Genomic DNA, 25,887 nt, shown 5'->3' on the forward strand with positions numbered 1-25,887 from the left:
ACACGTTATGCCAAGCGCCCACAGTGTTAAGCTACGCCCGCTGGAGCGTGAAGATTTACGCTATGTACATCAACTCGACAATAACGCCAGTGTGATGCGTTACTGGTTTGAGGAACCCTACGAAGCCTTTGTTGAACTCTCTGATCTGTATGATAAGCATATTCACGATCAGAGCGAACGGCGCTTTGTGGTGGAATGTGACGGCGAAAAAGCCGGTCTGGTGGAGCTGGTGGAAATTAACCATGTTCATCGCCGCGCAGAATTTCAGATAATTATCTCCCCGGAGTATCAGGGGAAAGGTCTGGCAACCCGTGCCGCAAAATTAGCAATGGACTATGGCTTTACCGTTCTCAATCTCTATAAGCTGTATCTGATCGTTGATAAAGAGAATGAAAAGGCGATTCATATTTACCGCAAGCTTGGCTTTACGGTTGAAGGTGAATTGATGCACGAGTTCTTTATTAATGGTCAATATCGTAATGCCATTCGCATGTGCATATTCCAGCATCAGTATCTGGCAGAGCACAAAACACCGGGTCAGACTCTCCTGAAGCCGACCGCACAATAGCATTAATAATAATCGATCGTATTTTTGATGGTGTAAACCCGTTCGACGGCGGGTTTTACTCCTTCATCAACAATGATTAGCTGACAGTCCACCGGATTAGCGTGACTGTCATATTCACAGCTCTGTTTTACATTACCAACCCGTTGATTGTTCAGTAAAGTAACCGCTGTGTAATCTAATTTTTTGATCGGATCCGTTGATGGCGTGGCGCTGACAGATAATGTTTTGTCGTTACTTTTCGTGGTTTTACCCAGCGGATACCCCTGATCATCATAGCGATATTCCATCTGCATCTGTTTGCTGCTGGCTTTAATCACGAAGCCATTATCATCGGTTTCCCAACTCACCCCGGCGGAAGGTAATTCCGCTAGCTGGCATTTTCCCTGTAAACGTACTCTCTTCTCCAGCGTCTCGGCATCACGGTAATAATTGGCGTCCAGTACCAGAGCGACCACGGTATTATTTTCCAGATCCAGTAATTCGAGTGAATCAAAACAGCCTTCTTCCGACAAAGTCCCAGAAACACGTTTCGTCACTTCACCTTGCTCATCCATTAATGTCTGAGTGAAATCTTTTACCGGACCACGCAGCGGATCAAAATCAAATTCATTAGAGAAACTGGCCATCTCAGGGGTAAATGAAAGTGTTACCTCTGTGCGGTCACATCCTGTGAGGAATATCGCGAGTAAGCATGGTAGTAATTTGTATTTCACAACAGTCACCAGAGAGTAGAGATGATTCTCAATCATAGTAGCAAATACAGTACTTTACACGTTAAATGCTATGCTTAAAGAAGTTATCTTCGCGTAAGGAGCTTATGATGAAACTCTCAACCTGCTGTGCCGCGCTTCTGCTCGCCCTCGCCTCACCCGCGGTACTTGCCGCGCCGGGATCCTGTGAGCGCATACAGAGCGATATATCACAACGCATTATCAATAATGGCGTACCCGAAAGCAGCTTCACGTTAAGTATTGTACCCAATGACCAGGTTGATCAGCCTGATTCTCAGGTCGTCGGGCATTGCGCTAATGATACGCATAAAATTCTCTACACCCGCACCACCAGCGGTAACGTCTCTGCTCCCGCGCAGTCTAACCAGGATGGCGTGCCTGCCGAACCGCAGTAATACATTATCGACTGAACGCCGGATATGACACATCCGGCGATTTGAACATACAACATAATCCCACCATATTACTCATACCCTTCTATTGATGTGGATTAATAATTCTTAATCCAAAATGGGTAGACTCCCTCTATTGTTAGCGCGCTAAATATTCAATATATAAACATTTATATAACGATAAAGAACAGGGAGTGAGTTATGTCCAAAAATGACCGAATGGTGGGCATCAGCCGCAGAACACTCGTTAAATCTACCGCGATAGGTTCTCTGGCGCTGGCTGCAGGCGGTTTTTCTTTGCCGTTTACCCTGCGCAGTGCAGCAGCAGCGGTACAACAGGCCCGCGAAGAAGTGGTCTGGGGTGCCTGTTCCGTCAACTGTGGTAGCCGCTGTGCACTTCGTCTACATGTTAAAGATAATGAAGTGACCTGGGTGGAAACTGACAATACCGGCAGCGATGAGTACGGCAACCATCAGGTACGCGCCTGTTTGCGCGGTCGCTCCATCCGCCGGCGTATTAATCATCCCGATCGCTTGAATTACCCAATGAAACGCGTGGGTAAACGCGGTGAAGGCAAATTCGAACGGATTAGCTGGGATGAAGCCCTGGATACTATCGCCAGTAGCCTGAAGAAAACCGTCGAACAATATGGCAATGAGGCTGTATATATTCAGTACTCTTCGGGGATCGTTGGCGGCAATATGACCCGCTCTTCGCCATCAGCCTCGGCGGTCAAACGCCTGATGAACTGCTACGGCGGTTCACTCAATCAGTATGGCTCCTACAGCACCGCACAAATTTCCTGTGCCATGCCCTACACCTACGGCAGTAATGATGGCAACAGCACCACGGATATTGAAAACAGCAAGCTGGTCGTGATGTTTGGTAACAACCCGGCAGAAACCCGCATGAGCGGCGGTGGCATCACTTATCTTCTTGAAAAAGCGCGCGAAAAATCGAACGCAAAAATGATTGTTATCGATCCGCGATATACCGATACGGCTGCCGGTCGTGAAGACGAATGGCTTCCTATTCGCCCGGGCACCGATGCCGCGCTGGTTGCGGGTATTGCCTGGGTATTGATTAACGAAAATCTCGTTGATCAACCTTTTCTCGATAAATACTGCGTCGGCTATGACGAAAAAACCTTACCCGCAGATGCACCCAAAAATGGTCACTATAAAGCCTATATTCTTGGTGAAGGAGACGATAAAACAGCGAAAACGCCGCAGTGGGCTTCGCAAATTACCGGTATCCCGGTGGACCGTATCATCAAACTGGCGCGTGAAATTGGCACAGCAAAACCCGCTTATATCTGCCAGGGCTGGGGGCCGCAACGCCAGGCAAACGGCGAACTGACCGCACGCGCTATTGCTATGTTGCCTATTTTGACGGGCAATGTCGGCATCAGCGGCGGAAATAGTGGCGCGCGTGAATCGACCTATACCATTACCATAGAGCGACTGCCGGTGCTGGATAATCCGGTCAAAACGTCAATTTCCTGCTTCAGTTGGACAGATGCTATCGATCATGGTCCGCAAATGACGGCAATCCGCGACGGCGTCCGCGGCAAAGATAAACTGGATGTGCCCATTAAGTTCATCTGGAACTACGCGGGAAATACCCTGGTTAATCAGCATTCTGACATCAACAAAACGCATGAAATTCTGCAAGACGAATCGAAATGCGAAATGATTGTGGTCATCGAAAACTTTATGACCTCATCGGCAAAATATGCCGACATTCTGCTGCCAGACCTGATGACCGTTGAGCAGGAAGATATTATTCCTAACGACTACGCCGGTAACATGGGATATCTCATTTTCCTCCAGCCAGTCACCAGCGAAAAATTCGAACGTAAACCGATTTACTGGATCCTGAGTGAGGTCGCGAAACGTCTTGGACCTGACGTCTATCAAAAGTTCACTGAAGGTCGCACGCAGGAACAATGGTTACAACATCTGTACGCCAAAATGCTTGCCAAAGATCCGGCGTTACCGTCTTACGACGAACTGAAAAAAATGGGTATCTATAAGCGTAAAGATCCCAATGGTCATTTTGTCGCCTACAAAGCATTTCGTGACGACCCCGAGGCAAATCCACTTAAAACACCTTCCGGTAAGATTGAAATTTATTCCAGCAAGCTGGCGGAAATTGCCCGTACCTGGGAACTGGAAAAAGATGAAGTGATAAGCCCACTGCCAGTTTATGCCTCAACCTTTGAAGGCTGGGACTCCCCTGAACGTAGTACCTTTCCACTGCAACTGTTTGGTTTCCATTACAAATCCCGTACTCACTCGACCTACGGCAACATTGATGTCCTGAAGGCTGCCTGCCGTCAGGAGGTGTGGATCAACCCTATAGACGCACAGAAACGTGGGATTGCCAACGGCGATATGGTGCGGGTGTATAACCATCGTGGCGAAGTTCGGCTACCAGCCAAAGTGACACCACGTATTCTCCCTGGAGTTAGCGCTATGGGCCAGGGAGCCTGGCACGAGGCCAATATGTCTGGCGATAAAATCGACCATGGAGGCTGTGTGAATACGCTAACCACTCTGCGCCCTTCACCACTGGCGAAGGGAAACCCGCAGCATACGAATCTGGTCGAGATCGAAAAAATATAACCCACTACAACCATAAATTCTGGCATGACATTTTGTTTGAAAAGCAATAAGTGAGTAATGATGAAAATCCATACCACAGAGGCGCTCATGAAGGCTGAAATCAGCCGTAGAAGTCTGATGAAAACCTCCGCACTTGGCAGTCTTGCGCTGGCAAGCAGTGCTTTCACTCTGCCATTTTCCCAAATGGTCCGAGCGGCAGAGGCACCGGTAGAAGAGAAAGCAGTCTGGAGTTCCTGCACCGTTAACTGCGGGAGCCGCTGTCTGTTACGTTTGCATGTGAAAGATGACACCGTGTACTGGGTGGAATCTGATACGACAGGTGACGACGTCTACGGTAATCATCAGGTTCGAGCGTGTTTACGCGGGCGCTCTATCCGCCGACGGATGAATCATCCTGATAGGTTGAAATATCCCATGAAGCGCGTCGGCAAGCGCGGTGAAGGTAAATTTGAACGGATAAGTTGGGACGAAGCCCTGGATACCATCAGTGATAATCTTCGGCGGATCCTGAAAGATTACGGCAATGAGGCTGTACATGTCCTGTACGGAACAGGTGTAGATGGCGGAAACATCACCAACTCAAACGTCCCGTACCGTCTGATGAACTCTTGCGGTGGTTTTCTCAGTCGCTATGGCAGCTACAGTACCGCACAGATCAGTGCCGCAATGAGTTATATGTTCGGTGCCAATGATGGCAACAGCCCGGATGATATCGCCAATACGAAACTGGTCGTTATGTTCGGAAATAACCCGGCAGAAACGCGGATGAGCGGTGGTGGTGTCACTTACTACGTCGAGCAAGCCCGCGAACGTTCAAACGCACGCATGATCGTCATCGATCCACGTTATAACGACACAGCTGCCGGGCGTGAAGATGAATGGCTGCCCATTCGCCCTGGCACCGATGGCGCACTGGCCTGTGCGATTGCCTGGGTGCTGATTACTGAAAACATGGTCGATCAGCCATTTCTCGACAAATATTGTGTTGGTTACGATGAAAAAACGCTGCCCGCCAACGCACCACGTAACGCGCATTATAAAGCCTATATTCTGGGCGAAGGGCCTGACGGCATAGCTAAAACGCCGGAATGGGCAGCAAAAATCACCAGCATTCCGGCAGAAAAAATTATCCAGTTGGCACGAGAGATCGGTTCAGCAAAACCTGCTTATATTTGTCAGGGTTGGGGGCCACAACGACACTCCAACGGCGAACAAACATCCCGCGCTATTGCCATGCTTTCCGTTCTCACCGGTAACGTCGGCATAAACGGCGGCAACTCAGGCGTACGCGAAGGTAGCTGGGATCTGGGGGTAGAATGGTTCCCGATGCTCGAGAATCCTGTTAAAACGCAGATTTCCGTCTTTACATGGACAGATGCCATCGACCATGGTACGGAAATGACCGCGACACGTGATGGTGTTCGTGGAAAAGAAAAACTGGATGTCCCCATCAAGTTTTTATGGTGCTACGCCAGTAACACATTGATCAATCAACATGGCGACATCAATCACACCCATGAGGTGCTTCAGGATGACAGCAAGTGCGAGATGATTGTTGGCATTGACCACTTCATGACGGCCTCGGCTAAGTATTGCGATATCCTGTTGCCCGACCTGATGCCAACAGAGCAAGAAGACCTTATCTCTCATGAATCTGCAGGGAATATGGGCTATGTGATCCTCGCCCAACCCGCAACCTCAGCAAAATTTGAACGCAAACCCATCTACTGGATGCTGAGTGAAGTCGCCAAACGCTTAGGACCGGACGTTTATCAAACCTTTACTGAAGGTCGCAGTCAGCATGAATGGATCAAATATCTCCATGCGAAAACGAAGGAACGTAACCCTGAGATGCCCGACTACGAGGAGATGAAAACGACCGGGATCTTTAAGAAAAAATGCCCGGAAGAACACTACGTCGCTTTCCGCGCATTCCGTGAAGATCCACAGGCAAACCCGTTGAAAACACCTTCGGGGAAAATCGAAATTTATTCTGAACGACTGGCGAAGATTGCAGATACCTGGGAATTGAAAAAAGATGAAATTATTCATCCCCTTCCTGCGTATACCCCAGGTTTTGATGGCTGGGACGATCCCCTGCGGAAAACCTATCCACTGCAGTTAACGGGCTTCCACTACAAAGCGCGTACCCACTCCAGCTACGGCAATATTGATGTGTTACAGCAGGCCTGCCCACAAGAGGTGTGGATCAACCCCATTGATGCTCAGGCTCGCGGTATCCGTCATGGCGATACCGTGCGGGTATTTAACAATAATGGAGAAATGCTGATTGCCGCAAAAGTGACTCCGCGTATTCTGCCTGGCGTTACCGCCATCGGGCAAGGTGCGTGGCTTAAAGCGGATATGTTTGGTGACCGGGTCGATCACGGCGGCAGTATTAATATTCTGACCTCTCACCGCCCTTCACCGCTGGCAAAGGGAAACCCGTCGCACAGCAATCTTGTCCAGATCGAAAAGGTTTAAGGAGTAGCCCATGACCACACAATATGGATTTTTTATCGATTCCAGCCGCTGTACTGGCTGTAAAACCTGCGAACTGGCGTGCAAAGATTTTAAAGATCTTGGCCCGGAAGTCAGTTTCCGCCGTATTTATGAATATGCTGGCGGCGACTGGCAGGAAGATAATGGCGTCTGGCACCAGAACGTGTTCGCTTATTATCTCTCCATCTCCTGTAACCATTGCGATGACCCCGCATGTACAAAAGTCTGCCCCAGCGGCGCAATGCATAAGCGTGAAGATGGCTTTGTGGTGGTTGATGAAGATGTTTGTATCGGCTGCCGCTACTGCCACATGGCTTGTCCGTACGGCGCGCCACAGTACAATGCTGAAAAAGGGCACATGACGAAGTGCGATGGTTGTTATTCGCGCGTCGCCGAGGGGAAACAACCCATATGCGTCGAATCCTGCCCGCTGCGTGCACTTGAGTTCGGTCCAATTGAAGAGCTGCGCCAGAAGCACGGCACTCTGGCTGCCGTCGCGCCACTGCCGCGCGCGCATTTCACAAAACCCAATATCGTTATCAAACCTAACGCCAACAGCCGCCCGACCGGCGATACCACTGGTTATCTGGCTAATCCGGAGGAAGTGTAAAATGGGAAATGGATGGCATGAATGGCCACTGGTTATCTTTACCGTATTGGGTCAATGCGTAGTAGGCGCGCTGATTGTTAGCGGAATTGGCTGGTTCGCCGCCAAAAATGACGCAGACCGTCAGCACATTGTTCGTGGCATGTTTTTCCTCTGGCTGTTGATGGGCATCGGGTTTATTGCCTCTGTCATGCACCTGGGATCGCCACTGCGGGCGTTTAACTCGCTGAATCGAATCGGAGCTTCTGGTCTAAGTAACGAGATTGCTGCCGGTTCCATATTTTTTGCCGTTGGCGGACTATGGTGGCTGGTGGCGGTCATCGGTAAAATGCCGCAAGCGTTGGGGAAACTCTGGTTACTTGTCAGCATGGCGCTCGGCGTCATTTTCGTCTGGATGATGACCTGCGTGTATCAAATCGACACTGTGCCAACCTGGCATAACGGTTACACTACGCTGGCTTTCTTCCTGACGGTATTGTTGAGTGGTCCAATACTTGCTGCCGCAATTCTGCGGGCAGCCCGCGTTACATTTAATACCACACCATTTGCCATCATTAGCGTTCTGGCGCTGATCGCTTGTGCCGGGGTGATTGTGCTGCAAGGTTTGTCTCTGTCGTCTATTCACTCATCCGTGCAACAAGCCAGCGCACTGGTACCAGATTACGCCTCCTTACAGGTCTGGCGTGTGGTATTGTTATGCGCAGGTCTTGGATGCTGGCTTTGTCCGCTCATTCGTCGCCGTGAACCTCACGTTGCCGGACTTATTCTGGGGCTAATCCTCATACTTGGCGGTGAGATGATCGGGCGTGTGCTCTTTTATGGCCTGCACATGACGGTAGGAATGGCTATTGCAGGTTAACAAATTAGTGCGGGGCAACCCGCACATTTCAGGATGTTAGGAATGACCCATTTTTCACAGCAAGATAATTTTTCTGTTGCGGCGCGCGTGTTGGGCGCACTGTTTTACTACGCTCCAGAGAGTGCTGAAGCCGCACCTCTGGTTGCGGTACTCACCCGTGACGGCTGGGAAACTCAGTGGCCTCTACCAGAAGCGTCATTAGCGCCGCTGGTGACGGCTTTTCAGACTCAGTGTGAAGAGACTCACGCCCAGGCCTGGCAGCGTTTGTTTGTCGGCCCGTGGGCACTGCCTTCACCGCCGTGGGGGTCGGTCTGGCTGGATCGCGAATCTGTGCTGTTTGGCGATTCAACATTGGCACTTCGTCAGTGGATGCGCGAGAAAGGCATTCAGTTTGAAATGAAGCAAAACGAACCGGAAGATCATTTTGGTTCACTGCTGTTGATGGCTGCGTGGTTGGCGGAGAATGGTCGCCAGACAGAATGCGAAGAATTGCTGGCATGGCACCTTTTTCCGTGGTCAACACGTTTTCTTGACGTTTTTATCGAAAAAGCAGAACACCCTTTCTACCGTGCACTGGGTGAACTGGCTCGCTTAACGCTGGCGCAATGGCAATCACAACTGTTAATTCCTGTCGCGGTTAAATCGCTGTTTCGATAGGATTACCGTAATATTGCCGGATGGTGACGATTACGCGCAATTCGGCAATAATACGTTACAGTGTCACGTTTTTTTATCTCTTAAAGCACGCACTGCTTTTGCGGCTGGCCTCTTTTGCCGCAAAATAGTCGCCCGTGTTTCATTGCCCATTTCTGCTCATGCATCATCTACACATCTATCCGGATCTGCGCACTATGTTCCGCCGTCTGCTTATCGCAACAGTCGTCGGTATTCTCGCGGCCTTTGCCGTTGCCGGGTTTCGTCATGCGATGCTGCTACTGGAGTGGTTGTTCCTCAATAATGACTCCGGCAGTCTGGTCAATGCAGCGACAAATCTTTCCCCCTGGCGACGGCTGCTAACTCCGGCGCTCGGCGGACTGGCGGCGGGTTTGTTGTTGATGGGCTGGCAGAAATTTACCCAGCAACGCCCTCATGCGCCGACCGATTACATGGAAGCGTTGCAAACCGATGGTCAGTTTGATTACGCAGCAAGCCTGGTTAAATCGCTTGCCTCTCTGCTGGTAGTAACCAGCGGCAGTGCAATTGGTCGCGAAGGTGCGATGATTCTTTTAGCTGCCCTTGCCGCCTCCTGTTTTGCCCAACGTTTTACGCCACGCCAGGAGAGGAAATTATGGATCGCCTGTGGGGCCGCGGCGGGAATGGCTGCGGCCTATCGTGCCCCGCTTGCTGGCAGTTTATTTATAGCCGAAGTGCTGTTTGGCACTATGATGTTGGCCTCTCTCGGCCCGGTGATTATTTCCGCCGTCGTGGCATTGCTGGTTAGCAATCTGATTAATCATAGCAACGCGTTACTCTACAGCGTACAACTCTCAGTGACGGTTCAGGCTCGTGACTATGCGCTGATTATCAGTACAGGTGTGCTGGCAGGTCTGTGCGGACCACTGTTGTTAACGTTAATGAACGCCTGTCATCGTGGATTTGTGAGTCTCAAACTTGCGCCGCCCTGGCAACTGGCACTAGGCGGGTTGATCGTGGGTCTGCTTTCCCTGTTCACACCTGCAGTGTGGGGCAACGGCTATAGCACCGTACAATCCTTTTTAACCGCCCCGCCACTGTTAATGATCATTGCCGGGATCTTCCTTTGTAAACTGTGTGCCGTGCTGGCGAGTAGCGGTTCCGGCGCACCCGGTGGTGTCTTTACACCGACGCTATTTATCGGTCTTGCCATTGGCATGTTGTATGGTCGTAGCCTGGGATTATGGTTCCCTGATGGCGAAGAAATTACGCTTTTACTCGGATTGACCGGGATGGCGACACTGTTGGCGGCAACCACGCACGCGCCGATTATGTCGACGTTGATGATATGTGAAATGACCGGGGAGTATCAGCTACTCCCCGGTTTATTGATTGCCTGCGTAATTGCGTCGGTAATCTCGCGGACGTTACACCGTGACTCTATCTACCGCCAGCACACTGCGCAGCATAGCTAAGCGGATGTATTGCCCCAGTTCACGCTGTTCGGCGCGCGGCAGATAAGGCAGTTCACCAATGAGCGGTGCCGGAAGTTTTTTACCGAGCACATCAATGATTTCCGCATAATGCGCAAGTCCTGGGTTGATTCGGTTAGCCACCCAGCCAATGAGCGGCAGCCCGTCGTTGGCAATCGCCTGAGCTGTTAGCAGTGCATGGTTAATGCAACCTTCCTGAATACCGACAACCATCAACACCGGCAGTTGTTCCTGCACCACCCATTCAGAGAGTGGACGCAAATCATTCATCAGACTGCGCCAGCCGCCAGTCCCTTCTACCACGACATGATCGACTTTATCGGTCAGGTTTGCCAGGCCGTTTGAAATGAGGGTGTAATTGATTGGGCAACTGTGCGCCACGCTACTTTCTTCTTCGCTTAATGCGATAGGATTAACTGCTTCATAAGGCAGTTCGATGGTTGAAACACTCTGCAACACCAGGGCATCTTTATTACGCAGCCCTTCGGGTGTCTCTTTGCTCCCCTTCGCTACGGGTTTATATCCCGCAACCGTTTTTCCCTGGGAGGCTAACGCTTGTAGCAATGCGCGGGAAACCACCGTTTTCCCTACAGAAGTGTCTGTACCGGTAATAAAGAAACGCTTCAGCATCACTAACTCCACCGTTATGCTTCACAAATATAAACCAGGAAAATAATTAACCTTGAAAGTCTAAGTTATGCTTTCCTGGCCCAAATTGAGATAGCGCAAATTTTGGTAGAACAGTTAAAAAATGTTAACCCTGCAACAGACGAATCAACAAAGAACCGTTATACATCGCGTCTTTTACCAGCGCAGCGCCTGCCATCGTACCCTGGTTAGAAAACTGAGTACTCTCAACGCTAATGTGCTGACTATACGCAGGAAGGGCCTGCTGACGGATGCTGTCTGAGATGACCGGGAAGAGGATATCTGCCGCTTTACTTAACGGTGAGCCAATCAGTATTTTTTGTGGGTTAAATAAATTCACCATGATGGCAAGAATGCGCCCTACATGCGCGCCCACCCCGGTAATGATGTCTTTTGCCAGCAGATCGCCGCGCAATGCCGCCTGACACAATGAGTCCACGGTTAACGGTTGCCCATGTAACATCGAGCTCATGGATTGATTGAGACGCAGCTGTGCCAGCTCAAGAATACTGTCCACACTGGCGATGGTTTCGAGGCAGCCGTGGTTCCCGCAATAACAGCGTTTACCATATGGGTCTACCTGTGTGTGACCTATTTCCACGAGGCTACTGCTGCCTGCGTGTAGCAGATGACCATCGGTAATGACGCCCGCCCCCACGTTGTGATCGATAACCACCTGAATCACATCGCGCGCCCCGCGTGAGGCACCAAACAAGGCCTCTGCCATCGTCCATGCGCTGATATCATGCTGTATATAAACCGGAACGCCGGTATGCTGCTCCAGAGCCTCGCCGAGCGGCATCTCTTTTACATCCTCGTAGAACGGCATGCGATGTACAATGCCATTTTCCGTATCAATAATTCCCGGCAGGGTTATGGCAATCGAAGTTAGACGCTCAAGTTTTTTCTGGTGGCGGATAAAAAACTGATCGATATGGGAAATGATACGATCCAGCAATGGCGAGTCATCTTTTAACGCCAGTTCCTGCGACTCTTCCACCACCAGTTTGCTGCTCAGATCGCGCAGAGCAAGGAAAATCTCCCCGCGACTAATGCGCAGAGAAAGATAGTGCCAGGCTTCAGTTTCAACCACCAGCCCCACCGCCGGACGGCCACGGTTCCCCGCTTCTTTGATTTCCAGCTCTTGCACCAGGTGTGCTTCGAGCATCTCACGGACAATTTTAGTGATACTGGCAGGAGCCAGCTGCGCCAGACGGGAAAGATCGATACGCGAGACTGGACCAAGCTGATCAATCAGGCGATAAACCGCGCCCGCGTTGGTCTGCTTTATTTGATCAATGTGCCCAGGCTGGTTTTCAGCAACCACCGCATACTCCCTATATTTTCGCGCTCCGAAATAATCTGTAGGCTATGGTGAAGCACTTCAATACGTGTCGTCAAATTTTTACTTAGGCATGTGATTAACAGCACATTTTTCGGGCTTTTTCGCTGAAATTTCCCTCACCTGAGAGCATTCAGCAGATGAATACGAAAGTTACGCGCAGCTGGACTTTGTTCATGATGTTTCGGCCAGACCAACCACATTTCAGAAACCGCATCCTCTTCAGCAATCGGCACCCAGCGCATTTCGTTGAGCTGAACACGTTTAAATGACGCAGGCAAAATTGAAACACCCAGACCGGCGGAAACCAGACCGATGATGGTCATTGCCTCGCCCACCTCCTGAGTGATGACGGGCGTCAAATGGTAACGTCGCATCAGCCCGAGAATATCGTCATACAGCCCTGTCCCGACGTGCGGATCAAAAAAGACAAAGGGTTCTTTCGCCAGTTCAGCCAGCGTTACATTCGGGTTATTTGCCAGGGGATGATCGTGCGGGATCATCGCCATAAGCGGTTCATGGACGATGACTGCGTGTTCAAGCGTCTCCGGTAACGCTGTGTTACGCAGCAATCCCATATCCAGCGTTCCTTCAATGAGCGGAGCGATTTGCTCGCGAGTGTTCATTTCGCGGGTTTGTAAATGGACATCGGGATAATCTCGGCGAAACAGCGATAACGTATCGGACACCGCCCGAATAAAAGGAGCCGACGAAGTAAAACCAATGCGCAACTCCCCCGCTTCACCCTGATGCAGTCTTTCAGCGCGAGCGGCAGCGTCATCCACCATAGACAGGATTTGCCGACTATCTGCAAGAAACTGTTTTCCTGCTGCCGTCAGCAATACACTGCGATTGGTTCGTGCCAGCAGTCGGGCACCAATTTGTTGCTCCAGCGCCTGAATCTGCTGACTTAGCGGCGGTTGCGAAATATTCAGGCGGGCAGCGGCGCGCCCGAAATGCAGCTCTTCCGCAACAGCAACAAAGTAACGCAGATGACGAAGTTCAATATTCATATTTAAAACATCTTATTTGAGATTATTAATATATTAGACAGAACAATTCGATTTTCCTAACCTATGTATAAGCCTGATCCACAGGCATATTTAGCAAGGATTTCAAGTGAGCCGTACTACAACTGTTGATGGCGCTCCGGCAAGCGACACTGACAAGCAAAGCATTTCTCAGCCAAATCAATTTATTAAACGCGGTACGCCGCAATTTATGCGCGTCACCCTGGCGCTGTTCTCTGCCGGACTGGCAACATTTGCACTTCTCTATTGTGTGCAGCCTATCCTTCCGGTGCTTTCGCAGGAGTTTGGCTTAACGCCCGCGAACAGTAGTATTTCACTGTCCATTTCCACGGCGATGTTGGCTATTGGTTTGCTGTTTACTGGCCCCCTATCCGATGCCATTGGTCGCAAACCAGTGATGGTAACGGCGCTACTATTGGCCTCCATTTGTACGTTACTTTCGACAATGATGACCAGCTGGCACGGCATTTTGATTATGCGCGCCTTGATTGGGCTTTCGTTAAGTGGCGTGGCAGCTGTTGGCATGACTTATCTTAGCGAGGAAATCCACCCCAGTTTCGTGGCCTTTTCGATGGGGTTGTATATCAGCGGCAACTCAATTGGCGGCATGAGCGGACGCTTAATTAGTGGTGTCTTCACGGACTTTTTCAACTGGCGAATTGCTCTGGCGGCAATCGGTTGTTTCGCGCTAGCCTCGGCGTTGATGTTCTGGAAAATCCTCCCGGAATCACGCCATTTTCGCCCGACTTCGCTGCGACCTAAGTCGTTGTTTATCAACTTTCGTCTGCACTGGCGTGACCGGGGATTACCGTTATTGTTCGCAGAAGGCTTTTTGCTGATGGGGTCGTTCGTCACGCTGTTTAATTACATCGGCTATCGGTTGATGCTCTCCCCCTGGCATGTCAGTCAGGCCGTGGTTGGCTTATTATCGCTGGCTTATTTGACCGGTACATGGAGCTCACCCAAAGCCGGAACCATGACCACCCGCTATGGGCGTGGTCCAGTGATGTTGTTTTCGACGGGGGTTATGCTGTTTGGTTTACTGATGACCTTATTCAGCTCGCTGTGGCTGATCTTTGCCGGAATGTTACTCTTCTCAGCAGGATTCTTCGCAGCCCACTCAGTTGCCAGCAGCTGGATCGGCCCCCGCGCAAAACGCGCTAAAGGCCAGGCCTCCTCGCTGTATCTGTTCAGTTACTATCTGGGGTCGAGTATTGCCGGGACGCTGGGTGGTGTTTTCTGGCATAACTATGGCTGGAACGGCGTCGGCGCATTTATTGCTCTGATGCTGGTCATTGCTCTGCTGGTCGGGACGCGTTTGCATCGTCGTCTGCACGCCTGAAAAATAAGTCCGGACTGCGGTAAATACCCGTCCGGACTTATTGCCTGCTCAAACCAACGTTAATAGCCATCCTAAAATAGACGAAGCGCCAGCCAATTCCCGCAGCGCATCTAGCGTCATCAGGATTATAAGTACCCAAATAAACGGATTCATTTTGCTGTGTGTCATTTATTACTGATGCGCAGTTATTCTACCGCTTTGTAAGTAGTAAAATAGTTAACCCGATCAAGACTACTATTATTGGTAGCTAAATTTCCCTTAAGTCACAATACGTTATTATCAATGCTGTAATTTATTCAGCGTTTGTACATATCGTTACACGCTGAAACCAACCACTCACGGAAGTCTGCCATTCCCAGGGATATAGTTATTTCAACGGCCCCGCAGTGGGGTTAAATGAAAAAACAAATTGAGGGTATGACAATGAAAAAAGTATTAGCTCTGGTTGTTGCCGCTGCTATGGGTCTGTCTTCTGCCGCCTTTGCTGCAGAGACTGCGATCACACCTGCTCCGACTGCGACGACCACCAAAGCAGCGCCGGCGAAAACTACACATCATAAAAAACAGCATAAAGCAGCACCTGCCCAGAAAGCGCAGGCGGCTAAAAAGCATCATAAAAATACGAAAGCTGAACAGAAAGCCCCTGAACAAAAAGCGCAGGCAGCGAAGAAACACGCCGGGAAACACAGCCATCAGCAACCGGCAAAACCTGCTGCACAACCCGCAGCGTAAGTTTTCAACAGTAATGCTGGCGCGCCCCCTCGCGCCTGAAAATTACGGTGCTAAGCGGGTAACGTTTAGCACCGCCTTTAGCGGAGGGTAGTATGGTGGGCCGTTATCGCTTTGAGTTCATTCTTATCATCCTTATTTTATGCGCACTGATTGCCGCCCGTTTTTATCTTTCCTGACTGTAGTTATCTGATTTTACTCCCACTTTCATCCCGTCCCGTCTATAGTATTTATGAGGGTTTGCTTTTAATAATCATAATTACCCACCAGAGTGTGATATGCGTACAACCATTGCTGTAGTGTTGGGTGCAATTAGTTTGACGTCTGCTTTTGTGTTTGCAGATAAACCAGACGTTGCCAAATCGGCAAACGATGAGGTCAGCACCCTGTTTTTTGGTCATGATGATCGTGTGCCAGTGAATGACACGACCCAATTACCGTGGGATGCGGTTGGGCAACTGGAAACGGCCAGCGGCAATTTATGTACGGCGACGCTGATTGCACCCAATCTGGCATTAACGGCAGGACACTGTTTATTGACACCTCCAAAGGGTAAAGCCGATAAAGCAGTGGCGCTGCGTTTTGTGTCAAATAAAGGTCTTTGGCGCTATGACATACACGACATAGAAGGCCGCGTTGATCCGACACTGGGAAAGCGGTTAAAAGCAGATGGGGATGGTTGGATTGTACCTCCCGCAGCCGCGCCGTGGGACTTCGGATTGATTGTGCTACGTAATCCCCCTTCTGGCATTACGCCGTTGCCGTTATTTGAGGGAGATAAAGCCGCGCTTACCGCCGCATTAAAAGCGGCAGGTCGTAAAGTGACTCAGGCAGGATACCCTGAAGATCATCTCGATACGTTGTACAGTCATCAAAACTGTGAAGTGACTGGCTGGGCGCAAACGTCGGTGATGTCACATCAGTGCGATACCTTGCCGGGTGACAGCGGTTCGCCTCTGATGTTGCATACCGATGACGGCTGGCAATTAATTGGGGTGCAAAGTTCGGCTCCTGCCGCGAAAGATCGCTGGCGCGCCGATAACCGGGCCATTTCTGTTACCGGTTTTCGCGACAAGCTGGATCAACTGTCGCAAAAATAATGTTCAAACGCTGCCCGACAGCGCGGGCAGCGTCTTCATCAGGCAAGTTTCACCATGATCATTCCAGCCAACAGCAAGACCAGGCCAATCCAGCCTTTACGATTTAACCGTTGACCAAACAAGATCCAACCTGCGGCTAACGTGGCGGCAATACCAAACCCGCCCCACAATGCATAAGCGACAGACAAGTCGATCCCTTTAACGGCCTGAGAAAGCGCACTAAAGGCAGCCAGCACCGCCGCCAGGGAGAGCAAGCCAAATATTTTGCGACGAAAGCCGTCAGAAAATTTCAAAAAGACGTTAGCAACGATTTCCAGCACGATTGCCAATGCCAGCCAGGCGGCGTGAACCCATTCAAACTGCGCCATGGTTCACCTCCAGTTCAGGTTTACGCGCTTTATGAGTACCTGATTTGATCAACACTATCCCGGCGACCAGGGTGGTTAACCCGGCAATTTTCATCAGCGATAAACTTTCGTCGAATAACAAAACGCTAAACAAGGTAATAAATAAAATACCGATACCTTCCCACAGCGCATAAGCCACGCCTAAGGCTATTTTTTTAACAGCGAAAGAGAGAAATATATACGACAGAGAAATCATCACCAGCATTAAAATAAAGCCGCCATTTCCCTCACTGACGCTCGCCCATTTCATAGACAGCGTACCGGTAATTTCTGTAGCAATAGCCAGACCTAATAAAATCCAATAAATATACATTGTCCTTCTCCTGCAAGAGAATTATTTTAATTTTCGCTTAATTCAGCGAAACCAAAGTAAAGTGGTCAAGCCCCGCGCTTAGCGCAAGCTTTGGCAGAAGAAAGGACTAAAGCGCGTTGCGCCAGTGCTGCTCACCTACGAGCAAGATAGTGGATGAGGTACGAAGATGGGTAAATGTAGAAAATAACGTCCTGAACAAATTGTCCATAATATTACAATTATCCGCAGTGTTGCTTCTCGTCATCGCGGATGATAATTGTCCTCGGTAGTTGAACACGCCTGATTTGTATCATAGCTTAAGAATTAACTCAAAATATTTTCATTTCTTTACCTGAGCGGTTTGATTTTCGTTATGATGATGGAGCGAAAAAGACATTATTATTTGCAAAGGAAGAAAAAACGGGGACAAGCATGGCAAAGCCGATCATCACGCTCAATGGCCTAAAAATCGTCATTATGTTGGGAATGCTGGTCATTATTCTCTGCGGTATCCGTTTTGCCGCCGAGATCATCGTGCCGTTTATTCTCGCATTATTTATTGCTGTTATTCTTAACCCGCTGGTGCAACACATGGTCCGCTGGCGAGTGCCGCGTGTACTGGCGGTGTCGATTTTGATGACCATCATCGTGATGGCTATGGTGTTGCTGTTAGCTTATCTGGGTTCCGCGCTCAACGAGTTGACGCGGACGTTACCGCAATATCGCAACTCTATTATGACGCCGCTGCAAGCTCTTGAGCCGTTGTTGCAACGCGTAGGGATTGACGTCTCAGTTGACCAACTGGCGCATTACATTGATCCGAACGCGGCGATGACGTTGCTCACCAACTTATTGACGCAGTTATCTAATGCCATGTCATCAATATTTTTATTGCTGCTGACGGTGCTGTTTATGCTGCTCGAAGTGCCACAATTGCCCGGAAAATTTCAGCAAATGATGGCGCGTCCGGTTGAAGGGATGGCGGCGATTCAGCGTGCGATTGACAGTGTGTCTCATTATCTGGTGCTGAAAACAGCCATCAGCATCATCACCGGCCTGGTCGCATGGGCGATGCTCGCCGCCCTCGATGTTCGCTTCGCTTTTGTCTGGGGATTGCTGGCCTTTGCGCTTAATTACATCCCTAATATTGGTTCAGTTCTCGCGGCAATCCCCCCTATCGCTCAGGTACTGGTATTTAATGGCTTCTACGAAGCGTTGCTGGTGCTGGCGGGATATCTGCTGATTAATCTGGTCTTCGGCAATATTCTGGAGCCGCGCATCATGGGGCGTGGGCTGGGTCTTTCCACATTGGTGGTATTTTTGTCGTTGATTTTTTGGGGATGGTTGTTAGGACCGGTGGGTATGCTGCTTTCCGTGCCGTTGACAATTATTGTCAAAATTGCGCTTGAACAAACAGCGGGAGGTCAAAGCATCGCCGTTCTGTTAAGCGATCTCAATAAAGAGTGACGGCCTCCGCAGAGGCCGTCAGGGTTACAGAGCTTTCAGGATTGCATCCACGCTGGCTTTGGCGTCACCAAACAGCATGTGGGTGTTTTCCTTGAAGAACAGCGGGTTTTGCACACCAGCATAGCCAGTGTTCATCGAACGTTTAAAGACAATCACGTTCTGCGCTTTCCACACTTCCAGCACAGGCATACCAGCAATAGGACTCTTCGGATCATCCTGCGCCGCCGGGTTAACCGTATCGTTAGCACCAATCACCAGTACGGTATCGGTATCAGCAAAGTCATCGTTGATCTCGTCCATTTCCAGCACGATGTCATACGGTACTTTTGCTTCAGCCAGCAATACGTTCATATGTCCAGGCAAACGCCCCGCAACCGGGTGGATACCGAAACGCACGTTGATACCACGAGCGCGCAGTTTCTCGGTAATTTCAGCGACAGGATATTGCGCCTGCGCGACTGCCATGCCGTACCCCGGAGTAATGATCACTGAATGGGAGTTTTTCAGCAGTTCCGCTGTCTCTTCTGCGGTGATTTCGCGGTGCTCGCCCACTTCCTGATCATCGCCAGTAGAAGAGCCGTCGGTGCCGAAACCACCCGCAATAACGCTGATAAAGGAACGGTTCATCGCCTTACACATAATGTAAGAAAGGATAGCCCCCGAAGAACCGACCAGCGCACCGGTCACAATCAGCAGGTCGTTACTGAGCATAAAGCCCGCAGCCGCAGCCGCCCAGCCGGAGTACGAGTTCAGCATCGACACCACCACTGGCATATCTGCACCACCGATGGAGGCGACTAAATGCCAGCCGAATACCAGCGCAATGGCGGTCATTATCAGCAATGCCAGCACTTGCAGGCCGACGCTATCCGTGCGAACAAATACAATCAGCAGCAGGAAGGAAACGACCAGAGCCGCCAGGTTCATTTTGTGACGGTTTGGCAGCATCAACGGTTTAGACGAAATCTTGCCACACAGTTTGCCGAACGCCACCACCGAACCCGTGAACGTTACCGCCCCGATGAAGATACCGAGGAACACTTCCGTCAGGTGAATATTGACCAGAATCGGTGCCATTCCCGCGTCATGATGCAGATAGCTGTTAAAGCCAACCAGCACTGCCGCCAGACCCACGAAGCTATGCAGGATCGCCACCAGTTCTGGCATTTCGGTCATTTCAACTTTCTTCGCCAGACGGATACCAATTGCCCCACCAATGACCATCGCCAGCAAGATCCAGCCAACGTTACCCGTATCCGGTCCAAAAATGGTGGCGATTAGCGCAATCGCCATCCCGGCGATACCGAAGTTGTTACCCTGGCGAGACGTTTCATGTTTCGAAAGCCCGGCCAGACTGAAGATAAACAGGATCGCGGCAACAATGTATGCAGCTGTAACTAATCCTCCAGACATATGTTACCCCTTAATTTTTGCGGAACATTTTCAGCATGCGCTGAGTCACGGTGAAGCCACCGAAAATATTAATGCTGGCTATAAGCACCGCGATAAAACTAAGGAAGCTAACCCAGCCGCCCTGGCCAATCTGCAACAGTGCTCCGACAACAATAATCCCTGAAATCGCGTTGGTGACCGACATCAACGGTGTATGCAGCGCGTGCGATACATTCCACACCACGTAATAACCGACAACGCAGGCCAGCGCGAAAACGGTGAAGTGCCCAAGAAACTCTTTCGGCGCAACGTTTGCCAGCCAACCGAAAAGGATGATTGCCAGCGCCATCAACGCGTATTTACGCCACGGTGAGCAGGCACATTTTTCCTCAGTTTTCACTTCCGGTGCCGCTTTTTGTGCCGCCTGCGGCTGAGCTGATACCTGAATCGGCGGTGCCGGCCAGGTAATTTCGCCCGCACGGATCACGGTCACGCCGCGAATCACCACATCATCAAAATCAACAGTGATATTGCCGTCTTTCTCTTTGCACAACAGTTTCAGCAGATTAACGAGGTTAGTACCGTAAAGCTGTGAGGATTGCGTCGGCAGACGGCCCGGAAGATCGGTATAACCAATCACTTTGACACCATTTTCCGTAGTGAAGATTTCACCCGGCACGGTGTATTCACAGTTGCCACCGTTTTGGGCTGCCAGGTCGACAATCACACTGCCCGCCTTCATGGAGTCAACCATTTCACGGGTAATTAGCTTCGGCGCTGGTTTGCCTGGAATAAGCGCGGTGGTGACAATGATATCGACCTCTTTTGCCTGGGCGGCAAAGAGTTCCATTTCCGCTTTGATGAACGCGTCCGACATCACTTTGGCATAGCCATCGCCGCTGCCCGCTTCCTCTTTAAAATCCAGCTCGAGGAATTCCGCGCCCATACTTTGAACTTGTTCTTTCACTTCCGGGCGGGTGTCGAATGCACGCACAATCGCGCCGAGACTGTTTGCTGCGCCAATGGCGGCCAGACCTGCAACACCGGCACCAATCACCATCACTTTTGCCGGTGGCACTTTCCCGGCCGCAGTGATTTGCCCGGTAAAGAAGCGCCCAAATTCATGTGCCGCTTCAACAATGGCGCGATAACCGGCGATATTCGCCATCGAGCTTAGTGCGTCCAGCGATTGTGCGCGTGAGATACGCGGCACAGAGTCCATCGCCATCACGGTCACGTTACGTTCCGCAAGTTTTTGCATTAATTCCGGATTCTGCGCAGGCCAGATAAAACTCACCAGCGTTGTCCCAGGATTCAGTAACGCAATTTCATCATCTAACGGCGCATTGACCTTCAGAATGATCTCTGACTGCCAGACGCTATTCCCTTCTACAATTTCAGCGCCCGCTTGCACAAACGCTTTATCGTCAAAACTTGCCAGTTGACCCGCGCCGCTCTCTACCGCGACGGTAAAACCCAGTTTCAGCAGCTGTTCCACTGTTTTTGGCGTTGCTGCAACACGGGTTTCATTGGTTAACCGTTCTCTTGGTATGCCAATTCGCATGATATTCCCTTCCATCGGTTTTATTGATGATGGTTTGCCTGTGTCAGGAGCCACACAAGCCGCTCATGTACGAGCTAAATGTTACTCCGTTAAAATAAATTAGTAACAAACGCCCTATAACGTACTGAAAATTATGCCTGTGATCTAGCGCCAAAAATCAGTATTTCGGCGTGAACTCGCAAAATATTAACGATTCAGCCGTGATAGTGGGATAAACACCTTAGAACGCCGGATAAAGACTGATAATTGTCTTCGACGGTCGGGTAAAACGAGACATCGCCCCGGCACGAATCACTACTTAACATTAAATTAACTTATACAATTCAGTTGCTTCAGTAGTAATGATGCTGATACGGCTGTTTTTTAAGCATAGACGGTCATTTGAGCAGGATTAAAATTGGCTTAAGGAATGTGATATGAAAAATGACGCAGACAGTTACACCGTTTAAATGCAATAATCAGCCACGTTTCTCGTTAATAACAATACCAGTACCTGGTTTGCGCAAGGCGAAGGATTATTTTTATGAAGCTTAAGAACACCCTCCTGGCGTCGGCACTGCTTTCTGCTACGGCATTCTCCGTTAACGCAGCAACAGAACTGACACCGGAGCAAGCGGCAGCGGTTAAACCTTTTGACCGTGTAGTGGTTACCGGTCGTTTTAATGCTATTGGCGAAGCGGTGAAAGCCGTTTCTCGTCGCGCAGATAAAGAAGGTGCCGCCTCTTTTTATGTTGTCGACACTTCTGATTTTGGTAACAGCGGTAACTGGCGTGTGGTCGCTGACCTCTATAAAGCCGATGCTGAAAAAGCAGAAGAAACAAGTAATCGCGTAATTAACGGTGTTGTCGAACTGCCGAAAGATCAGGCTGTTCTGATTGAACCGTTTGACACGGTCACCGTCCAGGGCTTCTATCGTAGCCAGCCAGAAGTCAATGATGCCATCACCAAAGCAGCAAAAGCGAAAGGTGCCTACTCTTTCTACATTGTTCGTCAAATCGATGCCAACCAGGGCGGCAACCAGCGTATTACTGCATTCATCTATAAAAAAGATGCTAAGAAACGTATCGTCCAGAGCCCGGATGTGATCCCGGCAGATTCCGAAGCAGGACGTGCAGCTCTGGCTGCCGGTGGCGAAGCCGCGAAGAAAGTTGAGATCCCAGGTGTTGCGACTACCGCATCACCAAGTTCTGAAGTCGGTCGTTTCTTTGAAACCCAGTCATCAAAAGGCGGACGTTACACTGTCACGCTCCCGGATGGCACTAAAGTCGAAGAACTGAACAAAGCGACAGCAGCGATGATGGTCCCGTTCGACAGCATCAAATTCTCTGGCAACTACGGCAACATGACCGAAGTCTCCTATCAGGTTGCGAAACGTGCCGCGAAGAAAGGTGCTAAGTATTACCACATCACCCGCCAGTGGCAGGAACGTGGTAATAACCTGACCGTCAGCGCAGATCTGTATAAATAACTATTCAGTTACTCCTATAAGGCGGCTTGATGCCGCCTTTCGCATTTTTAGTCACAAATTTCCCCGCGACCATTGCATGCAGACACATCTCTTCGTAAAATCCCGCGCTTCAGTGGCAAACTCCATTTTTATGCGTTTTGCCCTAATATTTATTCTTCTTATCACGTTTTAATCACTGGATATCGATGGAAAAGAAACTGGGACTGAGCGCACTCACCGCGCTGGTATTAAGCTCAATGCTGGGCGCGGGTGTTTTCAGTCTGCCGCAAAATATGGCGGCAGTTGCCAGCCCGGCAGCACTGCTCATCGGCTGGGGTATTACTGGCGCTGGCATTTTATTGCTGGCCTTTGCCATGCTGATCCTCACGCGCATTCGTCCCGAACTTGACGGCGGTATCTTTACCTATGCCCGCGAAGGGTTTGGCGAGCTAATCGGCTTTTGTTCCGCATGGGGATACTGGCTGTGCGCAGTCATCGCCAACGTCTCCTATCTGGTGATCGTTTTTTCCGCGTTAAGCTTTTTTACGGACACGCCGGAATTGCGCCTGTTCGGCGATGGTAATACCTGGCAATCGATAGTCGGTGCATCGGCTTTATTGTGGATTGTTCACTTTTTGATCCTGCGCGGGGTGCAAACCGCTGCCAGCATTAACCTGGTGGCAACACTGGCAAAATTGTTGCCGCTGGGTCTGTTTGTTGTGCTGGCGATGATGATGTTCAAACTGGATACCTTCAAGCTCGACTTCACCGGACTTGCACTTGGCGTACCCGTGTGGGAACAGGTGAAAAACACCATGCTGATCACCCTGTGGGTTTTCATTGGTGTGGAAGGTGCCGTTGTTGTTTCTGCGCGTGCGCGTAATAAACGTGATGTTGGCAAAGCGACACTGCTGGCGGTTCTCTCCGCTCTGGGCGTTTACTTGCTGGTAACGCTGCTTTCGCTGGGCGTGGTGGCACGTCCTGAACTGGCTGAAATTCGTAACCCGTCAATGGCCGGTCTGATGGTGGAAATGATGGGACCATGGGGCGAAATCATCATCGCTGCCGGTTTGATCGTTTCCGTTTGCGGCGCGTACTTAAGCTGGACCATCATGGCGGCAGAAGTTCCGTTCCTGGCTGCCACTCATAAAGCATTCCCACGCATTTTTGCGCGCCAGAACGCACAAGCTGCGCCATCCGCCTCGCTGTGGTTGACCAACATCTGCGTGCAAATTTGTCTGGTACTCATCTGGCTGACCGGTTCCGATTACAACACGTTGCTGACCATCGCCTCAGAAATGATTCTGGTGCCCTATTTCCTGGTCGGCGCGTTCTTGCTGAAAATCGCAACCCGTCCACTGCATAAAGCGGTAGGTGTCGGTGCCTGCATTTATGGCTTATGGTTATTGTATGCCTCTGGTCCAATGCACTTGCTGTTATCCGTTGTTCTGTATGCGCCGGGGCTGCTGGTTTTCCTGTATGCGCGCAAAACGCATACACATGATAATGTACTGAACCGTCAGGAAATGGTGCTGATTGGCATGCTGTTAATTGCCTCAGTTCCGGCGATCTGGATGCTGGTGGGATAACGTTCATCCCATCGTTGGATAGCAAAGGAGATAACGATGGGTAAAGCCCAGCCCTTGCCAATATTAATTACTGGCGGAGGTCGTCGCATCGGCCTCGCCCTCGCCTGGCATTTCATTAATCAAAAGCAACCGGTGATTGTCAGCTATCGGACGCACTATCCAGCCATTGATGGACTGATTAAGGCAGGTGCGCAGTGTATTCAGGCTGATTTTTCGACCAACGACGGTGTGATGGCGTTTGCCGATGAAGTACTAAAAAGCACCCATGGTCTGCGTGCTATTTTGCATAACGCCAGTGCGTGGATGGCGGAAAAACCAGGTACACCACTGGCCGACGTACTGGCTTGCATGATGCAGATCCACGTTAATACCCCATACCTGCTCAACCATGCGCTGGAAAGATTACTGCGTGGGCACGGACACGCCGCCAGCGATATCATTCACTTTACCGATTATGTGGTGGAGCGCGGTAGCGACAAACATGTTGCGTATGCTGCAAGCAAAGCGGCACTGGATAATATGACCCGCTCGTTTGCCCGCAAGCTGGCACCGGAAGTGAAAGTGAATTCTATTGCGCCATCGCTGATCCTGTTTAATGAACATGATGATGCCGAATATCGACAACAGGCGCTGAATAAATCACTGATGAAAACCGCGCCTGGCGAGAAAGAAGTGATCGACCTGGTCGATTACTTACTTACCAGCTGCTTTGTCACCGGACGCAGTTTCCCACTTGATGGCGGTCGTCATCTGCGTTAATGCAGCTTTATCCAGCATATAATCAACACCCATGCGCTTATCCCCCAACACGCAACAGAACCAACAAAAGCGGCGGGCAAGCGCATCATTCCGGTGAAATACCACAGCGACACCAGGTAAACAAAATAGGGAATAATCGACCACATACTAAAAATGATGGTTGCGCGTAAGGCTTCAATGCCGCGTTCGCTGGCAACAATATAATGCGCGATAAGCGCAAAGGTCGGGAAAAGTGGAATCAGCCCGGCGATATAATAATTTTTCGTTTTTGCTAAAACACCAATCAACAGCACTACCAGCGCACCGAGCGCGGCTTTGATTACCAGCCCCATTTTTTTACCTTAACACTTCCATAACAAGTCATC

At 50.3% G+C, this 25,887-nt stretch carries 27 protein-coding genes; 16 read left to right on the forward strand and 11 right to left on the reverse strand.

Features of this window, described 5'->3' with window-relative positions:
* The first annotated feature begins 7 nt into the window (after positions 1 to 7).
* Positions 8 to 568, forward strand: a complete 561-nt coding sequence (speG, locus tag HUZ68_RS11610) for a spermidine N1-acetyltransferase (protein WP_001138584.1) — start codon at positions 8 to 10, stop codon at positions 566 to 568.
* A gap of 2 nt (positions 569 to 570) precedes the next feature.
* On the opposite strand, the gene HUZ68_RS11615 is transcribed toward speG, so the two are convergent.
* Positions 571 to 1,281 carry a YnfC family lipoprotein gene (locus tag HUZ68_RS11615; RefSeq protein WP_001321287.1) on the reverse strand — a complete coding sequence of 237 codons (711 nt, stop codon included), beginning with the start codon at positions 1,279 to 1,281 and terminating at the stop codon, positions 571 to 573.
* A gap of 107 nt (positions 1,282 to 1,388) precedes the next feature.
* Between HUZ68_RS11615 and HUZ68_RS11620 the strand changes: the two genes are divergently transcribed.
* The 7 genes from HUZ68_RS11620 (at position 1,389) to clcB (ending at position 10,395) form a co-directional block, all read left to right on the forward strand.
* Positions 1,389 to 1,694: a DUF1161 domain-containing protein gene (locus HUZ68_RS11620; protein WP_033815595.1), complete on the forward strand. Its 306-nt coding sequence runs from the start codon at positions 1,389 to 1,391 to the stop codon at positions 1,692 to 1,694.
* 198 nt (positions 1,695 to 1,892) lie between these two features.
* A complete protein-coding gene (ynfE, locus tag HUZ68_RS11625; RefSeq protein WP_033815594.1) occupies positions 1,893 to 4,319 on the forward strand; it encodes a selenate/tellurate reductase subunit YnfE in 2,427 nt (808 codons plus the stop codon).
* A 60-nt stretch (positions 4,320 to 4,379) separates the two neighbouring features.
* Entirely contained in the window at positions 4,380 to 6,803 is a 2,424-nt protein-coding gene (gene ynfF / locus HUZ68_RS11630; protein WP_001340362.1) for a selenate/tellurate reductase subunit YnfF, read from the forward strand.
* A gap of 10 nt (positions 6,804 to 6,813) precedes the next feature.
* The gene (gene ynfG / locus HUZ68_RS11635; RefSeq protein ID WP_000213028.1) at positions 6,814 to 7,431 is read left to right on the forward strand and encodes a DMSO reductase like molybdoenzyme iron-sulfur subunit YnfG; all 618 of its coding nucleotides are present in this window, start codon (positions 6,814 to 6,816) and stop codon (positions 7,429 to 7,431) included.
* Between the two features lies 1 nt (position 7,432).
* Positions 7,433 to 8,287 carry a selenate reductase membrane anchor subunit YnfH gene (gene ynfH / locus HUZ68_RS11640; protein WP_000526477.1) on the forward strand — a complete coding sequence of 285 codons (855 nt, stop codon included), beginning with the start codon at positions 7,433 to 7,435 and terminating at the stop codon, positions 8,285 to 8,287.
* Positions 8,288 to 8,329: 42 nt separating this feature from the next.
* Positions 8,330 to 8,944 carry a Tat proofreading chaperone DmsD gene (gene dmsD / locus HUZ68_RS11645; RefSeq protein ID WP_033814558.1) on the forward strand — a complete coding sequence of 205 codons (615 nt, stop codon included), beginning with the start codon at positions 8,330 to 8,332 and terminating at the stop codon, positions 8,942 to 8,944.
* 158 nt (positions 8,945 to 9,102) lie between these two features.
* Positions 9,103 to 10,395, forward strand: a complete 1,293-nt coding sequence (clcB, locus tag HUZ68_RS11650; RefSeq protein ID WP_071829017.1) for a voltage-gated ClC-type chloride channel ClcB — start codon at positions 9,103 to 9,105, stop codon at positions 10,393 to 10,395.
* Here the strand turns inward: clcB and bioD are convergent.
* The 3 genes from bioD to HUZ68_RS11665 form a co-directional block, all read right to left on the reverse strand.
* Entirely contained in the window at positions 10,348 to 11,043 is a 696-nt protein-coding gene (gene bioD / locus HUZ68_RS11655) for a dethiobiotin synthase (protein ID WP_000919226.1), read from the reverse strand. The two genes, clcB and bioD, sit on opposite strands and share 48 nt — an antisense overlap.
* A 124-nt stretch (positions 11,044 to 11,167) precedes the next feature.
* Positions 11,168 to 12,388 carry a sugar metabolism global transcriptional regulator Mlc gene (gene mlc, locus HUZ68_RS11660; RefSeq protein ID WP_000225276.1) on the reverse strand — a complete coding sequence of 407 codons (1,221 nt, stop codon included), beginning with the start codon at positions 12,386 to 12,388 and terminating at the stop codon, positions 11,168 to 11,170.
* Between the two features lie 134 nt (positions 12,389 to 12,522).
* Positions 12,523 to 13,416 carry a LysR family transcriptional regulator gene (locus HUZ68_RS11665; protein WP_001019530.1) on the reverse strand — a complete coding sequence of 298 codons (894 nt, stop codon included), beginning with the start codon at positions 13,414 to 13,416 and terminating at the stop codon, positions 12,523 to 12,525.
* A gap of 106 nt (positions 13,417 to 13,522) precedes the next feature.
* Here HUZ68_RS11665 and HUZ68_RS11670 point away from each other — a divergent pair, with 106 nt between their 5' ends.
* Positions 13,523 to 14,776 carry an MFS transporter gene (locus HUZ68_RS11670; RefSeq protein ID WP_000091829.1) on the forward strand — a complete coding sequence of 418 codons (1,254 nt, stop codon included), beginning with the start codon at positions 13,523 to 13,525 and terminating at the stop codon, positions 14,774 to 14,776.
* 48 nt (positions 14,777 to 14,824) lie between these two features.
* On the opposite strand, the gene HUZ68_RS25135 is transcribed toward HUZ68_RS11670, so the two are convergent.
* Positions 14,825 to 14,944 carry a KPN_01571 family protein gene (locus HUZ68_RS25135; protein WP_001299090.1) on the reverse strand — a complete coding sequence of 40 codons (120 nt, stop codon included), beginning with the start codon at positions 14,942 to 14,944 and terminating at the stop codon, positions 14,825 to 14,827.
* Positions 14,945 to 15,199: 255 nt separating this feature from the next.
* On the opposite strand from HUZ68_RS25135, the gene asr reads away from it, so the two are divergent.
* The 3 genes from asr (at position 15,200) to HUZ68_RS11685 (ending at position 16,605) form a co-directional block, all read left to right on the forward strand.
* Entirely contained in the window at positions 15,200 to 15,508 is a 309-nt protein-coding gene (asr, locus tag HUZ68_RS11675) for an acid resistance repetitive basic protein Asr (RefSeq protein ID WP_239594216.1), read from the forward strand.
* Positions 15,509 to 15,600: 92 nt separating this feature from the next.
* Complete coding sequence (gene ydgU, locus HUZ68_RS11680; protein WP_000233090.1) at positions 15,601 to 15,684, forward strand: small membrane protein YdgU; 84 nt, start codon at positions 15,601 to 15,603, stop codon at positions 15,682 to 15,684.
* A 99-nt stretch (positions 15,685 to 15,783) separates the two neighbouring features.
* The gene (locus tag HUZ68_RS11685; RefSeq protein WP_033814556.1) at positions 15,784 to 16,605 is read left to right on the forward strand and encodes a trypsin-like serine peptidase; all 822 of its coding nucleotides are present in this window, start codon (positions 15,784 to 15,786) and stop codon (positions 16,603 to 16,605) included.
* A 38-nt stretch (positions 16,606 to 16,643) separates the two neighbouring features.
* On the opposite strand, the gene mdtI is transcribed toward HUZ68_RS11685, so the two are convergent.
* The 3 genes from mdtI to HUZ68_RS25140 form a co-directional block, all read right to left on the reverse strand.
* The gene (gene mdtI / locus HUZ68_RS11690; RefSeq protein ID WP_000046661.1) at positions 16,644 to 16,973 is read right to left on the reverse strand and encodes a multidrug/spermidine efflux SMR transporter subunit MdtI; all 330 of its coding nucleotides are present in this window, start codon (positions 16,971 to 16,973) and stop codon (positions 16,644 to 16,646) included.
* Entirely contained in the window at positions 16,960 to 17,325 is a 366-nt protein-coding gene (mdtJ, locus tag HUZ68_RS11695; RefSeq protein ID WP_033814555.1) for a multidrug/spermidine efflux SMR transporter subunit MdtJ, read from the reverse strand. The genes mdtI and mdtJ overlap by 14 nt, the downstream gene beginning before the upstream one ends.
* Before the next feature lie 106 nt (positions 17,326 to 17,431).
* Positions 17,432 to 17,602: a protein YdgV gene (locus HUZ68_RS25140; RefSeq protein WP_001303517.1), complete on the reverse strand. Its 171-nt coding sequence runs from the start codon at positions 17,600 to 17,602 to the stop codon at positions 17,432 to 17,434.
* Between the two features lie 134 nt (positions 17,603 to 17,736).
* Between HUZ68_RS25140 and tqsA the strand changes: the two genes are divergently transcribed.
* Complete coding sequence (gene tqsA / locus HUZ68_RS11705; RefSeq protein ID WP_001118241.1) at positions 17,737 to 18,771, forward strand: AI-2 transporter TqsA; 1,035 nt, start codon at positions 17,737 to 17,739, stop codon at positions 18,769 to 18,771.
* Between the two features lie 24 nt (positions 18,772 to 18,795).
* Here tqsA and pntB read toward each other — a convergent pair whose 3' ends face one another.
* Both pntB and pntA read right to left on the reverse strand, forming a co-directional pair.
* Positions 18,796 to 20,184: a Re/Si-specific NAD(P)(+) transhydrogenase subunit beta gene (gene pntB, locus HUZ68_RS11710; RefSeq protein WP_000014036.1), complete on the reverse strand. Its 1,389-nt coding sequence runs from the start codon at positions 20,182 to 20,184 to the stop codon at positions 18,796 to 18,798.
* Positions 20,185 to 20,194: 10 nt separating this feature from the next.
* Positions 20,195 to 21,727 carry a Re/Si-specific NAD(P)(+) transhydrogenase subunit alpha gene (gene pntA, locus HUZ68_RS11715; RefSeq protein ID WP_032224057.1) on the reverse strand — a complete coding sequence of 511 codons (1,533 nt, stop codon included), beginning with the start codon at positions 21,725 to 21,727 and terminating at the stop codon, positions 20,195 to 20,197.
* A 523-nt stretch (positions 21,728 to 22,250) separates the two neighbouring features.
* Here pntA and ydgH point away from each other — a divergent pair.
* From ydgH to folM, 3 genes are all read left to right on the forward strand, one after another.
* Complete coding sequence (gene ydgH, locus HUZ68_RS11720; protein ID WP_000769322.1) at positions 22,251 to 23,195, forward strand: DUF1471 family protein YdgH; 945 nt, start codon at positions 22,251 to 22,253, stop codon at positions 23,193 to 23,195.
* 185 nt (positions 23,196 to 23,380) lie between these two features.
* The gene (locus HUZ68_RS11725; protein WP_239594218.1) at positions 23,381 to 24,763 is read left to right on the forward strand and encodes an amino acid permease; all 1,383 of its coding nucleotides are present in this window, start codon (positions 23,381 to 23,383) and stop codon (positions 24,761 to 24,763) included.
* Positions 24,764 to 24,799: 36 nt separating this feature from the next.
* On the forward strand, positions 24,800 to 25,522 hold the full coding sequence (folM, locus tag HUZ68_RS11730; protein WP_000513673.1) for a dihydromonapterin reductase: 723 nt from the start codon (positions 24,800 to 24,802) through the stop codon (positions 25,520 to 25,522).
* Here folM and HUZ68_RS11735 read toward each other — a convergent pair.
* Complete coding sequence (locus HUZ68_RS11735; RefSeq protein WP_000524868.1) at positions 25,519 to 25,854, reverse strand: GlpM family protein; 336 nt, start codon at positions 25,852 to 25,854, stop codon at positions 25,519 to 25,521. The genes folM and HUZ68_RS11735 overlap by 4 nt on opposite strands.
* Positions 25,855 to 25,887: the final 33 nt, after the last annotated feature.

This window comes from Shigella dysenteriae, assembly GCF_022354085.1.
GTDB lineage: Bacteria > Pseudomonadota > Gammaproteobacteria > Enterobacterales > Enterobacteriaceae > Escherichia > Escherichia coli.